General features: G+C 66.7%; 18 protein-coding genes. 9 read left to right on the top strand and 9 right to left on the bottom strand.

Annotated elements, in window-relative coordinates; genetic code table 11:
- Positions 1–3: 3 nt before the first annotated feature.
- Positions 4–525: a winged helix-turn-helix transcriptional regulator gene (locus tag EAF64_RS13380; protein ID WP_129069498.1), complete on the top strand. Its 522-nt coding sequence runs from the start codon at positions 4–6 to the stop codon at positions 523–525.
- On the opposite strand, the gene EAF64_RS13385 is transcribed toward EAF64_RS13380, so the two are convergent.
- Genes EAF64_RS13385 through EAF64_RS13400 form a run of 4 tightly spaced genes read right to left on the bottom strand, consistent with a single transcriptional unit; the run spans position 519 to position 2,493 of the window.
- Positions 519–1,061 carry a hypothetical protein gene (locus EAF64_RS13385; protein ID WP_129069499.1) on the bottom strand — a complete coding sequence of 181 codons (543 nt, stop codon included), beginning with the start codon at positions 1,059–1,061 and terminating at the stop codon, positions 519–521. The two genes, EAF64_RS13380 and EAF64_RS13385, sit on opposite strands and share 7 nt — an antisense overlap.
- A complete protein-coding gene (locus EAF64_RS13390; protein WP_129069500.1) occupies positions 1,061–1,348 on the bottom strand; it encodes a thrombospondin type 3 repeat-containing protein in 288 nt (95 codons plus the stop codon). Before EAF64_RS13390 ends, EAF64_RS13385 begins: the two co-directional genes overlap by 1 nt.
- The gene (locus tag EAF64_RS13395) at positions 1,332–2,204 is read right to left on the bottom strand and encodes an FAD:protein FMN transferase (RefSeq protein ID WP_193767682.1); all 873 of its coding nucleotides are present in this window, start codon (positions 2,202–2,204) and stop codon (positions 1,332–1,334) included. The genes EAF64_RS13390 and EAF64_RS13395 overlap by 17 nt, the downstream gene beginning before the upstream one ends.
- The gene (locus EAF64_RS13400; protein ID WP_129069502.1) at positions 2,191–2,493 is read right to left on the bottom strand and encodes a hypothetical protein; all 303 of its coding nucleotides are present in this window, start codon (positions 2,491–2,493) and stop codon (positions 2,191–2,193) included. The genes EAF64_RS13395 and EAF64_RS13400 overlap by 14 nt, the downstream gene beginning before the upstream one ends.
- Positions 2,494–2,714: 221 nt before the next feature.
- Here EAF64_RS13400 and EAF64_RS13405 point away from each other — a divergent pair, with 221 nt between their 5' ends.
- The 5 genes from EAF64_RS13405 to EAF64_RS13425 all read left to right on the top strand — a co-directional run bounded on the left by EAF64_RS13405 (position 2,715) and on the right by EAF64_RS13425 (position 6,725).
- Entirely contained in the window at positions 2,715–3,116 is a 402-nt protein-coding gene (locus EAF64_RS13405; protein ID WP_129069503.1) for a DUF2267 domain-containing protein, read from the top strand.
- A 75-nt stretch (positions 3,117–3,191) separates the two neighbouring features.
- The gene (locus EAF64_RS13410; protein WP_129069504.1) at positions 3,192–3,827 is read left to right on the top strand and encodes a metal-dependent hydrolase; all 636 of its coding nucleotides are present in this window, start codon (positions 3,192–3,194) and stop codon (positions 3,825–3,827) included.
- A gap of 96 nt (positions 3,828–3,923) precedes the next feature.
- A complete protein-coding gene (locus tag EAF64_RS13415; RefSeq protein WP_129069505.1) occupies positions 3,924–4,586 on the top strand; it encodes a hypothetical protein in 663 nt (220 codons plus the stop codon).
- Between the two features lie 117 nt (positions 4,587–4,703).
- Positions 4,704–5,708 carry an alcohol dehydrogenase catalytic domain-containing protein gene (locus tag EAF64_RS13420; RefSeq protein ID WP_129069555.1) on the top strand — a complete coding sequence of 335 codons (1,005 nt, stop codon included), beginning with the start codon at positions 4,704–4,706 and terminating at the stop codon, positions 5,706–5,708.
- 111 nt (positions 5,709–5,819) lie between these two features.
- Positions 5,820–6,725, top strand: a complete 906-nt coding sequence (locus EAF64_RS13425) for an SDR family NAD(P)-dependent oxidoreductase (RefSeq protein ID WP_129069506.1) — start codon at positions 5,820–5,822, stop codon at positions 6,723–6,725.
- 7 nt (positions 6,726–6,732) lie between these two features.
- Here the strand turns inward: EAF64_RS13425 and EAF64_RS13430 are convergent, their stop codons facing one another.
- The 4 genes from EAF64_RS13430 to EAF64_RS13445 all read right to left on the bottom strand — a co-directional run bounded on the left by EAF64_RS13430 (position 6,733) and on the right by EAF64_RS13445 (position 9,829).
- Positions 6,733–7,074: a hypothetical protein gene (locus EAF64_RS13430; RefSeq protein WP_129069507.1), complete on the bottom strand. Its 342-nt coding sequence runs from the start codon at positions 7,072–7,074 to the stop codon at positions 6,733–6,735.
- A gap of 217 nt (positions 7,075–7,291) precedes the next feature.
- Positions 7,292–8,029, bottom strand: coding sequence for an SDR family NAD(P)-dependent oxidoreductase (locus EAF64_RS13435; RefSeq protein ID WP_129069508.1), 738 nt, complete (start codon positions 8,027–8,029; stop codon positions 7,292–7,294).
- Positions 8,030–8,100: 71 nt separating this feature from the next.
- Positions 8,101–9,441 carry a cytochrome P450 gene (locus EAF64_RS13440; RefSeq protein WP_129069509.1) on the bottom strand — a complete coding sequence of 447 codons (1,341 nt, stop codon included), beginning with the start codon at positions 9,439–9,441 and terminating at the stop codon, positions 8,101–8,103.
- 55 nt (positions 9,442–9,496) lie between these two features.
- Positions 9,497–9,829, bottom strand: a complete 333-nt coding sequence (locus tag EAF64_RS13445; protein WP_129069510.1) for a hypothetical protein — start codon at positions 9,827–9,829, stop codon at positions 9,497–9,499.
- Between the two features lie 116 nt (positions 9,830–9,945).
- Between EAF64_RS13445 and EAF64_RS13450 the strand changes: the two genes are divergently transcribed.
- From EAF64_RS13450 to EAF64_RS13460, 3 genes are all read left to right on the top strand, one after another.
- Complete coding sequence (locus EAF64_RS13450) at positions 9,946–10,323, top strand: hypothetical protein (RefSeq protein ID WP_227738969.1); 378 nt, start codon at positions 9,946–9,948, stop codon at positions 10,321–10,323.
- Positions 10,324–10,431: 108 nt separating this feature from the next.
- Positions 10,432–12,054: an outer membrane protein assembly factor BamB family protein gene (locus EAF64_RS13455; protein WP_193767678.1), complete on the top strand. Its 1,623-nt coding sequence runs from the start codon at positions 10,432–10,434 to the stop codon at positions 12,052–12,054.
- A gap of 716 nt (positions 12,055–12,770) precedes the next feature.
- On the top strand, positions 12,771–13,139 hold the full coding sequence (locus tag EAF64_RS13460) for a hypothetical protein (RefSeq protein WP_129069512.1): 369 nt from the start codon (positions 12,771–12,773) through the stop codon (positions 13,137–13,139).
- A 324-nt stretch (positions 13,140–13,463) separates the two neighbouring features.
- Here EAF64_RS13460 and EAF64_RS13465 read toward each other — a convergent pair whose 3' ends face one another.
- Entirely contained in the window at positions 13,464–13,997 is a 534-nt protein-coding gene (locus EAF64_RS13465) for a hypothetical protein (RefSeq protein WP_129069513.1), read from the bottom strand.
- Positions 13,998–14,007: the final 10 nt, after the last annotated feature.

Genomic DNA, 14,007 nt, shown 5'->3' on the forward strand with positions numbered 1-14,007 from the left:
GTGATGTCGGACCGCGACCTCGAACTGCCGTCGCGACGCGCGATCTACCAGCGCATCGCCGACGAGCCAGGGGTTCACTTCCGGGCGCTGTTGGGCGATCTCGACTACGCGCAGGGGACGCTCCAGTACCACCTCCGCTGGCTGGCCGACGAGAATCTGATCGAGGTGTCCGACGACGGGAAGTACACGCGATACTATCCGGCCGCCGAGTTCGACGAGACCGATCAGGCCGTGATGAACGCGCTCCGGCGCGAGTACAGCCGCCGCGTCCTCGCACACCTACTCACCGACGGCCCGCTCTCGACGACGGAGTTGAGCGACCGCCTCGACAAGGCCAACTCGACGATCTCCTGGCACCTCTCGAAACTGGCCGACGCAGGCCTCGTCACGAAAGAACGGAACGGACGCAGTGTGATCTACGAGGTGACCGAACCCGACCGAGTCGCGATGCTGTACACCGTCCACCGGGGCTCGTTTACCGACCGGGTCGTGGATCGCCTGCTGGGACTGTGGGACAGCTACTGACCAGTTGCCGTCGGACCGATCCCAGACAGCACCAGCCCGCGCAACAGGAGGACGTACGCGAGAAAGACCAGCGAAGGGATCACGAGGGGGCGAACGAGGCCCGCCGCATCCGTGCCGACCGCGGCCGCATGAACCGTCCCGGAGACGAAGCCGCCGTAGGCGAGCGCGTGGACGACACGCGGTCCCCAGGGCCGGTCGAACCGATTGGCGTCGAGGACCCCCAGGACCGCCACGACCAGCAGGCCCAGGGCACCGACACCGACCGCCAGCCCGACGAGGAAGTACGACTGCGTGTACGACGGTTCGGGGACCGCGCCGGTGAGAACGAACCACGCGTCCACCACTCCGAGGCTGGCGTGCAACAGCGTCACGAGCATCGCGAAGACCGACAACTCGACGTGGACGCGTCGCGCCGCCTCGTGCAGCGTGCCGAACGGGTCGGTGTTGTAAAAGATGCCGGTCAGCACTGACAGATACAGCGACGGATAGGCGAGGAGGGCGGCGGCCCGGTCGAGATACCAGACGAGGGTGCTCATCAGGACGCCCCCGTCGTCTCGACGACGTCCGGGCAGCCGTCGCCGTCCCGGAACCCGTTGTCCGTCTCGGGTCGCTGTGGACACCGATCCGTCGAGTCGGGGACGCCGTCGCCGTCGTAGTCGCCCTGGGCCTGCCGGGCCGTCACTGTCTGTTCGACCAGCGCTGTCTGCTCGTTCGTGGTCGCCTGCGTGGCCCGAACGTCGCCGACCTGACAGACGAGGGGGACGGTCGCCACGACGACGATCACCGCCACGACGGTGATCCGCTGGTTAGCGGTCCAGGACATGACTGTCGAATCCCGTCGTCTCGTGGAACACGCCGTCGTGGACGACGAGCGCTTCGAGTCCGGTCCAGTCTTCGGCCAAGTCGACGGCGGCGTCGAGGGGCAGCGCCGCGAGCGTCGTCGCGAGCGCGTCGGCTTCCATGCAGTCGCGCCTGGCGAGTACCGTCACCGACTCGTGGCGCGCGCCGAGGCGCTCCGCCGTCGGCTCGTAGACGTGATCGACACCCCCGCGCCGTCGGCGATAGCTCCCCGAGGTCGCGACTGCCCAGTCGGTGTCGAGGACTCGCAGGGGTTTCTCGTCGCCGTAGGGACTCTCGACGGCGACCGCCCCGGTCGGCGGGGACACGTCGCCGCCGCCGCTGACGAATCCACGCCGACCCAGACCCGTGAGTTCCGCGGCCGCCCGGTCCACAACGTACCCCTTTGCGAGCCCGTTGAGATCGAGCGGCACCTCGGTGACGATCCGATCGCCGTCGATCCGGATCGTTCCGGTCTCGAAACGCTCCGGGAGCGAGTCGGTCTCGCCACGAAGGTAGGCCTTGAGTTCGTGCTCGACGGTGCCCTGATGGATGTCGAACACACCGTCGGTTCGGTCGTAGTATTCCAGTCCCCGACGGACGACGGTGGCGACGTGCTCGTCCTCGACGACGCCGCCGCGGTTCAGCTCGCTGACCCCGCTCGCGTCGTCGAACGCGTCCAGTCGCGCTTCGAGGCGCTCGGCCAGCCGCCGAGCGGCCCTGGCCGCGTCACCCGCCCGAAATCCCGCCGACTGAATCACGAACGTCGTATCACAACACCTGAACGTCAGGCGTTCGTCACCGACACGTTCGTACACCGACGTCGGATCAGTCGTTGTCACCGAACCACCCCTCCCCGTCCTCGTGCTCTTCTTCTTCGTGTTCCTCGTACTCCTCGCGTTCTTCGTCGTGGCCGGAGCCTGTCTGGACGGCCGGCGTGAAGTTCTCATTCGGGGCGGGCGCGTCGCCGGTGGTCTGTGCGTTCGCTGGCGTCGAGTCGCCAGTCGTCGGGTCGTCGGGCGAGGCGATTCCACCGACGGGAGCGCCGAGTGCGACGGCCAGCACCGCCGTCAGGAGGGCCCCCGCGAGCGTGAACGCCACGAGTCGGTTGGTGGGGATCGGGAGCCGCATCGTCAGATCACTCCGACTTCGGTCGCGAGCCGGTCATTGCGTGGAGTCATACGCGTAGAGCGTGAGTGAGGTCTCAAATAGCCGTTCGCGTCCATCGGTCGAATGTTCGTCCAGTCGTCGAATCGTCGGCGGGGAGACGATGGCGATCGCCCATCCGGCAGGTCGGCGGTCGAACTGGCCCGAATATTCAAGCCGTCAGCGACGCGACCAGTCGTCGTTCGATGCGAACCGACTACGACGCGATCGTGGACGACTTCGGGAGCCGGGCCGGGATCGAGAACATGGCCAACGCCGAGCGGGCCGCCATCGAGACCCTGCTCACGCTCGGGGAGTCGATCCCGACGGCCGAGGCCGACGCACTCGGGGTCGTCCTCCCGGGCGCACTCGGGGACGCGATCACCGAACACCGGGACACCCACGAGGAACGGACCGCCGACGAGTTCGTCGTCCTGGTCGCCGACCGCGAGGGCATCGGCGTCAGCCCCGAGGACGCCGTGATCCACACCCGGGCCGCCATCGCCACCATCGCCGCCCACGGCGGCGACGACGAGCTCCGCCGCGTCTACGACCACCTCCCCGAGGACTTCGACCCCCTGTTCGAGACCGCCGAACTCGCGGGCTGAGCCGTTCGGGCGTGTGGTTCCACCGCACGAACCACCGACACACTCATAGCGTTCTGTCTCTTTCGATCCGACACGATGATGCTCCCGACCCACGCCCTGGCGGGGATGGCGCTGGCACTCCCGGTGATAGTCGTGGCTCCGGAGTTCGCGCCCGTCGCGCTCGCGGCCGGGTTCGCGGGCGGCGTCCTCCCGGATCTGGACATGTACGTCGGTCACCGGAGGACGCTGCACTACCCGGTGTACTTCTCCGCACTCGCGGTCGGAGCGCTCGCGCTCGCGCTGGCAGTGCCGACCGCCCTCACTGTGGGGCTGGCCTTCTGCCTGCTCGGCGCGGCCCTCCACAGCGTCACCGACGTGTTCGGCGGCGGGCTGGAGTTGCGCCCCTGGGAGGGGACCTCCGACCGGGCCGTCTACGACCACTACCGCGGGCAGTGGCTCGCGCCACGGCGGTGGGTGGGCTACGACGGGTCGCCCGGCGACCTCCTGCTGTCGAGCCTGCTCGCCGTGCCGCTCCTGGTGACCGTCGACGGCGCGTTCCGGCTGGCCGTCCTCGGTGGCCTGGTCGTCGCGGTCGTCTACGCCACCGTCCGGCGGGCCCTCCCGACACTGGCCGAGCGGCTCGTCGACGAGTTCGGTGCGGTCCTGCCCGCCGTGGTCCTGGCACAGCTCCCCACGCGCTACCAGCAGGGTGTGGGGATCGAAGAGCAGTAGTTTCTCGTGACCGGCGATGCTCGTCCCTCCTGAGATGAGACGGTCGAGTGCTGGCGTGTCCCTGGACGGAGAGACGGTCCGGGATGGAGGGCGAGCGTGACCGACGCCATCGCTGGGCTGGCACTGGTCCTCCAGCTCGCCGTCCTCGGGACCCTCGGCGAGGCCGCTCGCCGCCGGAACGTCGCCGCGGCGGTGAACGCGCTCTTTGCCCTCGCCGTCACCCTGCTCCCGGCACTGGCCGGCGTCGTCGCGCCGTCGGTCGTGGTCGATCCGACGGTCCCGCTCTGGATCGCGCTGGCCGGCTTCCTCCACTCGTTAGGGATGCTCGGCCTCTACGAGTCGGTCTGGTGGTGGGACCACCTCAGCCACACCGTCTCCGCGGCGCTAGTGGCCGCCCTCCTGTACGCCGCACTCGTCGTCGCCTACACACCCTCGGTGGGCGTCCTCGCGGTCGCCACACTCGTCTTCACCTTCGCCGTCGGCGTGTTCTGGGAACTGATCGAACTCGTCGCCCGCGAAGTCGGCGACCGCTTCGACGTGGAGCCTGTCCTCGTTCACTACGGCTGGCGCGACACCGCCTACGACCTCGTGTTCGACGTGGTCGGCGCACTGCTGATCGTCGGCTTCGAGGTGGGCGTGTTCGTCCCCCTGATCGACCGGTTCCCACGGGCGGCCGAGACGCTCGTGGTCGGCGGTGGTGGCGTAGTGCTGGTCGGGTCGGTGGTGATGACGGTGGTCGTGTGGCCGATGGAGGAGTGAGCGGGACCAGTAGCCCGATCGAACGCGGAGGAGCAGTAACGTGTCGCGGCCGGTTGCTTGCCCGTGTCGCCGTCTTTTTCCACGCCCGGCGCGACCGTGTATGCCATGGCCGATACAATGCGTGCCGCGGTCGTTCCGGAAGCCGGCGGCGACTTCGAGTTCGTCGAACGCGAGATACCCGAGCCCGACCCCGGCGAGGTCAGGATCGCCGTCGAGGCCTGCGGGATCTGTCACAGCGACGTCTTCGCCAAGGAGGGGACCTATCCGGGGATCAGCTATCCTCGCGTCCCGGGCCACGAGATCGCCGGCCGCGTCGACGCCGTCGGGGATCGCGTCACCGCCTGGGCCGAGGACGACCGGGTCGGCGCGGGCTGGCACGGCGGCCACTGTTTCACCTGCGATCCCTGCCGGCGCGGGAACTTCCTCCAGTGTGAGAACGGCGAGATCACCGGCATCACCTTCGACGGCGGCTACGCCGAGTACGTGACTGTCCCGAGCGAGGCCGTCGCATCGGTGCCCGACGACCTCGACGCGGCCGACGCCGCCCCGCTACTCTGTGCGGGCGTCACGACCTTCAACGCCCTGCGCAACAGCGACGCCCAGCCGGGGGACCTCGTCGCCGTGCAGGGCGTGGGCGGCCTCGGGCACCTCGGACTCCAGTACGCCCACGCCGCCGGCTACGAGACCGTCGCGATCTCGCGGAGCCCGGACAAAGAAGACCTCGCGCGCTCGCTGGGCGCGGATCACTTCGTGAACGCCGCCGAGACCGATCCCGCGGAGCGCTTGCAGGCACTCGGCGGCGCACGGGTGGTCCTCGCGACGGCACCCGCAAGCGACGCCATCTCGTCGGTGGTCGACGGCATCGGCATCGACGGCTCCGTGGTCGTCGTCGGCGTCCCCGGTGCGCCCATCGAAGTCGACGCCAACACACTCATCGGGACCCGCGGCGGCGTCGAGGGGTGGGGCTCCGGCCACGCCCGCGACTCCCAGGACACCCTGGAGTTCAGCGCCCTGCGCGACGTGACCCCCGAGATCGAGACCTACCCGCTCGACGACGTCGAGGCGGCCTACGAGCGCATGATCGAGAACGAGGCACGGTTCCGGGTCGTCCTGGAACCCTGAGCGGGCGGCGATCCCACCGGGACGGCGACCGGCGTGGTGGTGGCCGAGGCGGAGGGTCCTGCGACGGGCAGTGGAGAGCGGTTTTTGCGGCTGGAGGCCCAACGCTCGACGATGACACGGACAGTGCTCGAACGGGCCGGCGTCACCGAGCGCGACCTGACGGGATCGACAGCGCTGGTAACTGGATCGACGAGCGGGATCGGCCGGGAAGCGGCCCTCGCGCTGGGCGACCTCGGCGCGGACGTGATCGTCCACGGCCGAGACGAGGGTGCCGGCGAGGAAGTCGTCGACGACCTCACTGCTCGCGGGAGCGACGCGGCGTTCGTCCGCGCGGACTTCGCCAGCGTCGAGGCCGTACGGGACCTGGCCGAGACGGTCCGCGAGCGGACGGACACGCTCGACGTCCTCGTGAACAACGCGGGTGGCTTCTTCAGCGAAGGGCGGACGACCGACCTCGGCGTCGAGTACACGTTCCACGTGAACCACCTCTCGCCGTACCTGCTGACCGCGGAGCTCGTCGATCTGGTCCCCGACGGCGGGCGGATCGTGACGACCGCCTCGGCGGCCCACCGCGGTGGAAGTCTCGATCTGGGAGCCATCGAGTCCACCGACGGCTACTCCGGAATGTTGGCGTACAGCCGGTCGAAGCTGGCGAACGTACTGTTCGCCTTCGAACTCGATCGGCGACTGGACCGTCACGGCCGCGATGTCACCGCCAACGCCGTCCACCCGGGCGCGATCCCCGGCTCGAACTTCGCCCGCTTTCTTCCGGGCCCGCTCCCCCGTCTGGTGGGACTACTCGGTGGCCTCCCGTTCGTGACCGACGTGGAAGACGGGGCGGCCGCGCTCGTCCACGTCGCCGCCGCCGAGCGGACCGCCCACGTCTCCGGCCGGTACTTCGACCAGCAGGAACCGACGACCCCCGCGGCGGCCGCTCGCGACCCCGATACCCAGCGACGACTCTGGACCGAGAGCGCCGCCCTGCTGGGGATCGACGAACCGCTGGCCGAGGAGTGAGCCCCGCTCACAACAACAGTTCCAGCCACCCCAGCGGCGCGAGTATTGCCAGGAGTGCGACCGCCCACGGGAGCCAGGCGGTCCCGAGGTCACGGTGGCCGCCGATTCTGAAGAACACCGCGGTGAACGCACCGAGAACGACGACCTTCGCGCCGAGCCACACGGCGGGGTGGATCGAGAGCAGCGTCCGGACGATCGCGGTATCCTCCTCGGCGACCCCGAAGGTAGCGACGCCCACCAGCGTCAGCACGGGGTCCCAGACGAGGTGGGCCACCAGCATGACCGCGATGCCCGCACGCCCGACTCGCTCGGTTCGGGTCCGTGCGCCGGAGGGGTCGTCGCCGGGCATCGACGACGATAGAGCCCCGAGCCACTTGGTCCGACCGCCGGCCCGACGCGGGGTTTTTGCCCGTGTGGTCCGAGGCTCGGGTATGGCGACACTGCTGCGCTGTGAGTCCTGCGGCGAGGGGTTCGAGTGTGCCGACGAAGACTTCTACGCGACCTGTCCACACTGTGGCGCGCGGTTCCAGCCCCGCGCCGGTTCGTGCTGAAGAGGGTGTGGCCCGTCAGCGTTCGGGAAGCCGACCGCCGTCGACGGCGACGTTCTCGCCGCTGATGTAGGCGGCCGCGTCGCTCGTGAAAAAGAGCAAGGGCGCGGCGACGTCCTCGAAGCTCGCGGCCCGGCCCCGCGGGAACGACGAGACGTCCGAGACCGTGTTCTCGACGGCGAACGGGGAGACGGCGTTGACCGTGATCCCGTCCTCGGCGGTGTCGGCGGCGAGCATCCGCGTGAACATCAACACGCCCGTCTTGGCCACGAAGTACGGGAAGTTCACCGGGTGGGCGTGCATCCGATCGCTGTCGGCGAAGCCGACGTTGACGATCCGGCCCCACTCCTGATCGCGCATCCCGTCGAGTGCCCGCCGCGAACAGAGGACCGTCCCGTAGAACGTGCTCTCGACCACGTCGCGCCAGGCCGCCCACTCGATGTCCGCCCAGTGGCGGGCGTCGAAGTTGCCGACGTTGTTGACCAGGACGTCGACCGTGCCGAGGTCCGCCTCGACGGCCGCGAACAGGTCGTCCACGTCGTCGGGATCGGTCACGTCGCCCTGAACCGTCGTGGCGTCGACCCCGTACTCGCGGGCGTCCTCGGCCGTCGTCCGTGCGGCGTCGGCGCTCTCGTTGTAGTGGACCGCCACGTCGGCACCGCAGGCCGCCAGCGTCAACAGCAGTTCGCGTCCCACACGCGTCGCGCTCCCGGTAACCAGTGCCGTCCGTCCGTCGAGATCGGGTGCCAGCTCCATACCCGTGTCAGGGCCTGGATCGACTTGAATCCAGCCGCGTCGTCCGACCGGAGGGGACGGTCCTGCCGACGTCACTCCGGGACCGGCGTCGACCGCTCGGTGACGGTCGCGTGGACGGGGTCGGTCGGCCGGAGCGTGACGCTCGGTTGCAGGGCCAGTTCGTCGGCCTCGACGGTCACGTCGTAGTGCTGGAGGACGTGCGCGAGCGTGAACTGGGCCTCCGTGAGCGCGATCTGCTGGCCGATACAGATGCGCGGGCCGCTCCCGAACGGGAAGTAGGCGTCCTCGCTCCGGGAGACCTCGCCGTCCCAGCGGTCCGGACGGAACGCCAGCGGGTCCGTCCAGACGCGGCTGTCACGGTGGTGGGCGTACGTCGACATGAACAGCAGGTCCTCGGCGTCCAGTTCGGTGCCGGCGAGGGTGGTCGGGTGGCGCACCTCGCGCGTCACGTTCCACACCGCCGGCGTGAGCCGGAGCGTCTCCCGGACCACACGCTCGGTGTAGGACAGCTCCGAGAGGTCCGCCCAGGTGGGTTCCCCGCCGTCCAGCACGGCCGCGGCCTCGGCCGCGACGCGGTCGCGCATCGTCGGGTGTTTCGAGAGCCAGTAGAACGCGTAGGTGATCGTGAGTGCCGTCGTCTCCTGGCCGCCGGTGAGAAAGAGGACCGCCTCGTCGACGAGTTCGTTCTCCGAGAGGTCCACGTCGGGGTCGGCCTGGGCCTCGATGAGCGCGGTGAGCATGTCCGCCGGCGGGTCGGACTGGTCACGGTGCCACTCGACGAACTCCGACGCGACGCCCTCGATGACGGCGTCGGCTTCCTCGAAGGTCTCCGACGGCCCGGACTGGAGCGCGTCCGGCAACAACACGTCCGTGGCACTGGGCTCGACCTCGTCGCTCAGTTGCCCCAGCGCCTCGTGGACGGCACGGGCCTGCTCGGGGTCGGTGTCCCGGCTGAACAGCGACTGCGTGATCACCCGCATCGTCAGCGTCGAGAGTTCCTCGTGGAGATCGAGCCGGCCCTCGTGGGGCCAGTCGTCGATCGTCTCCGACACCGTGTCGGCCGTGATGTCGGCGTACTCGGCGAGTTTGCCGCCGACGAACTCCGGCTGGAGGACGGATCGCTGTTGCTCCCAGAGCAGCCCGTCACTGGAGAGCAGCCCCTGCCGGCGCTGTTCCTGTGGCCCGAGCGCCGGTCGCGCGAACCGATCCCGGTCGCCGAGGATCTCGTGTACCAGTTCCGCGTCGAGGACGACGACGAACGACTGCCCCACCGGCGGATCGAGTCGCACCAGCGGGTACCGACCGCCGTAGGCCTCCTGGAGCGCGACGAAAAACCGCAGCGGATCGTCGGTCAACTTCGGGACGTTCCCCACCACCGGCGGTCCCGGCGGCGTATGCACCCTGTCGGACATACCCACGCCAAGGGCGAGACGAACAAAGGTCTTCGGTAGGGGCCACCACCGGCAGTCAGGGCAGGGTGAGCCGTCCCTCGTAGTGGTGACGCCCGTCGACGGTCTCGGTGTACCGGTACGCCTCGGGTGGGTCGATCCCCCAGGCTCGAAACCGGCTGTCGACGCCGTCGACGACGGTCGTCACGAACGAGCCACGCTCGCGGAGCGTCGGGGGCGTCTGGGTGTGGTCCGTCTCGAACCGACACCGCGCAGTCCCGTCGCCGGTCGTGCGGACGACCAAGCGAAGGTCGCTCCGCAACCGCTCTGTGATCGGCGGCGGGTCGCCCACGAGTAGGCCTTCCCCGAACGCGTCGATGGCGTCGAGCGCCGCGTCGGGCACGTGATTCACGGCGACGAGTACGGGCCGGGGCGACAAAAACCGTCGCAGCCGGCCCCATCAGCAGCGGCGGTTCAGCCGACGTGTGTCGACGGGAGGTTTAATCCGACGGGGCCCAACCTTCCTCCGTGTCAGAGACAGCGCCATCACGGTTCCTCCTGGTGTCGGCGGTCGTGTGTGTCCTCGCGTGTGCGGCCGCGGCCGTCGTCCCGCTCGCGACTGGTGCCCCGCGTGCGTTCGCGGGCAGTGTCACGTCGAGCGGACTGCTCGGACTGGTGTTCACCGTCCGAAGCGTCCAGTTGCTCCGGGCGACCGGCCGGCCCAGTCTGCCGGCGGCCGTCCTCACGACGATCTTCGGCGGCTGGTTCATGATCGCCCCGCTGCTGTACAGCGACACCGGGTTCCTGCCGACGGCGGGAGTCCAGCTGGCCGGGACGTTCGTCTCGACGTTCGGGCTGTACGTCGTCGTGGCCGGCTTCACCGGCGAAACCGACGGTGCGTCCTGACCCGGGGGCGAGATCCTCGCGGCCGTTCGGCACCGATCCGGGTGCGGACCGCCGTGTTCACGCCGTAATCGACCGGACATTGAAGTCGGTCTCGGCCGACTTGCTGTCGTGACTCGTCGGTTTTCGCGGCGACGGACGCTCCAGTTCGCGAGTGGGCTCGGTCTGTCTCGTCTCGTCGGCGGCACCGCCGGAGCCCAGGCCAGCGACCAGTCGTGGCGAACGTACGGCTTCGACGACGCCAACACTGCGGCCCCGCCCGACCACACCGGTCCCGACGGCTCGTCGAGCGTCCAGTGGCGATTCGAGACCGGGAGCGGAATCGTCCTCTCGTCGCCGGTAGTCGATGCCGACACCGTCTACGTCGGCAGCAACGACACCAGCGTCTACGCCGTCGATCGCCGGACGGGGACCGAGCGGTGGCGCTTCGAGACCGACGACCGAGTGAAATCGTCACCGGCTCTCGCGAACGGCACGCTCTACGTGGGCAGCCACGACGGCAACCTCTACGCGCTGGAGGCGGCGTCTGGCCGGGAGCAGTGGCGCTTCGAAACCGGAGGCCCGGTCGTCTCACCGCCGACGATCGTCGACGGGACCGTCTACACCGGCAGCCACGACGCCACGGCGTACGCGCTGGACGCGGCCGACGGGAGTGAGCGCTGGTCGTACGGACTCGACAGGTTGACCAACACCTCGCCGGCCGTGATCGACGGAACGGTCGTGATCGGCAGTTGGGGTGACGGCGGGCTGTACGCGCTCGACGCAGACACCGGCACCCCGCAGTGGCGCTTCGACGACGCGGGAACGGTCGATTCGAGTCCGGCAGTCGTCGACGGGACGGTGTACTTCGGGAGTGCGGACGGCAACGTGTACGCGCTCGGGCTCGCGGACGGGACCGAACAGTGGCGCTTCGAGACCGGCGACCGGGTTCCGTCCTCACCGGCAGTCACTGGGGAGACAGTCTACGTCGGGAGCAACGATGCCAACGTCTACGCGCTGGACGCCGGCGACGGCAGCGAACGGTGGGCGTACGAAACTGGAGACCGCGTTCAGTCGTCCCCCGCCGTCGTCGACGGGACGGTCTACGTCGGGAGCGAGGACGCGGCGCTGTACGCGCTGGACGCCGCCGACGGGTCCCGACAGTGGGTGTTCGAGGAACCCGGGTCGATCTACGGATTGCCGGCAGTGCTGGACGACACCCTCTACGTCGGCAGTTCGGACAGCACACTGTACGCGATCGGCCCGCGGTTACCGGGTTCACCGACGGTATCGCCGACGGCCGCGGCCACGGTCACCCCGACGACAGCCAGTGAGACCGAAGCCGGGAGCGACGAGACACCGAGTGGCAGTTCGAGTGACGGATCCGGATCGTCGAGCCCGCCGGTCGAACTGCTGGCCGGCGCGCTCCTCACGGCGCTCGGTGTCGGTGCCTACTGGCGACATCGCGGCGACGACACCGTTCCGATTCACCTCTCGAACGCGAGTGGAACGGCACTCCGGTGCCGCATCTCAGTTCGGGCCGACGACGAGGACGAACTTCGGTTCGATACCAAGGTCGAACTCGACGACGGCGAGGAGCGGACACTCGACGGTGAGTTTCCCGCGGGGCCGTTCAGTCTCAGGGTCGCCATCCCCCACGGCCAGCCGGTCGTCGAGACTCGCGAAACCGGCGAGGCCGTCTCACGCACTGTCGTGAACGTCACCGCGGACGGCACTGACGTGACTGTCGAGTGACGACGGGGCGACTGCACCCGTTCTTATTCTCAGAGTGGCGAACGTTCGGCAGTCGGCGGTGAGTTGTTTCTAGTCAGAGCACGTCCGTAATTTTAAGTCCGAAAACGCGACCAACCCCCGCACATGAGCCAACGGGTTGGGGAGCAGGTGCCAGCGCCGGTCCCGCCGGACGATCCCGACGCCTGGTACGCACCCGACATGTGTGACCAGCGGGCGATCTCTGTACGAGGGTTATCAATGTGCGCTATTTATTTCTGAAGTATCCCAGTGTGGAGGACCCAGAAGGTAAGCGGTAGACGTCCCCTGAACCGTACTTAGCACACACATACTAATGCCGCAATCTGTAATCAATTGCCGATATGCGATGGGTCCTACTACTGCTCAGCCTGTGTGTTGTGCTAGCTGGCTGCAGTGGAACTGGTCCAGCAGATCGTGCACAAACAACGACAGCACAGCCACCGAATGAGGAACCGGTTGAGTCAACCACACAGTTCTCAGCGACACCGTCCTCTCAAATCAAGACACCAGTAACAGCTACGCCGAGACCTACGTCTGTCTCACCCCCACCGGGAACCCCGAACCCAGCACCAACACCTGCTCCAACAGCAACTCCAACTCCTACCTCAGGAGCAACTCAAGCGACAAAGGAAGACCCACAACCAGTCTATGCAGAAGTTGGAGAATGGGCAGAGGTCACCGTCAGTGGTGAGACCGATATGCGTGTCCGTGTTGACGACTACACGATTCGAGACGAGGTCGAGACAGATGGTGGCACACTGGATGCGCCGGAGGGAGAGCAGTGGGTGGTAGTTAATATGACAGTCCGTACGCTTCCTGGTGATGATGTTCGGCTTGGATATACACAGTGGGAACTTATGACGGTTGGACCTCAGATTCCGCAGCCCGATGATGCTGCCATGCGGCGTGCAGACTATCAAGATATCCTTCCAGATGAAACTACGCATGAAAAAAATGACGCAGAGAGGTATCAGGTCATTTTCGCAACCGACTATACCAGGAATATGCTATTCGTGATGCACCCGTTCGGATCAGAAAACCATGCACCATTAGTCTTCAGCGCGTGAGCCACTCACACAATTGTATCATGTAGACGGTAACCCCCTTTTGTGAAACAAAGGTTGTTTCAGAGGCAAGTGGTCATGACAGCCATTTCGATGGACGAACCACATCATGACAGGTTGGCACCAACGTGATCCAAATATAGAGGATCTCAGATGTAAATCCAGCAGAATAATATAACTATATTAATAATATATTCTGCTGAGATAGCGGGAATTCTCACCCACAAGTCGCGGACATATTGTAAGGTGTTATCGTAATGAGGCAAACTAATCCCTCGTCAGGTTTTCTTGGGGTCACAGTGCTCACGACACGGAAAAGTTAGACAGTTAATTAATGTATGAAATAGTAACATCTATTGTGGCTGAAACTTGCTCGAATTGACCCGGTGGGGATATTGGCCCTCGGTCCGAGTGGTCAATAACAACATAATAGTTGCCCCGGGGGACTTCAACGTCGCCCGTTGCTTCGCTACCATCCACGGTCTGGATAGTGCTAAAGGACTGCCCGGATTGATATTGCTGGAAATCGCCTAGTGAGAGGACAAATAAATCGATTTCTATGTTGTTTTCCACTGTGAAATCATATTCAATGATCGCTGGCGACGATACGCTAAAATCGGCGTGTAAATTCTCTCCCTCAGGTAGTTCAATTGTGTCATCAATCAAGCCGTTGGCGTCAGGTGCCGGCGTCTGAGATTTAATCCCTGTCGACACCTCTGAGGAGCCTGTTGTCATTTCAGGATCCTCTGTATTTTCGGTTGTGCCCGAGTTTGGGGAGTCGGTTGACGAGTTGCTGCTACATCCTGCAGCCGGTATGCTGATCAGAGCGCTTACTGATGAAATGAACTGGCGTCGGTCCATACTGAGTATT

The organism is Halorientalis pallida (assembly GCF_004118325.1).
In the GTDB taxonomy this organism is placed as follows: Archaea; Halobacteriota; Halobacteria; order Halobacteriales; family Haloarculaceae; genus Halorientalis; species Halorientalis pallida.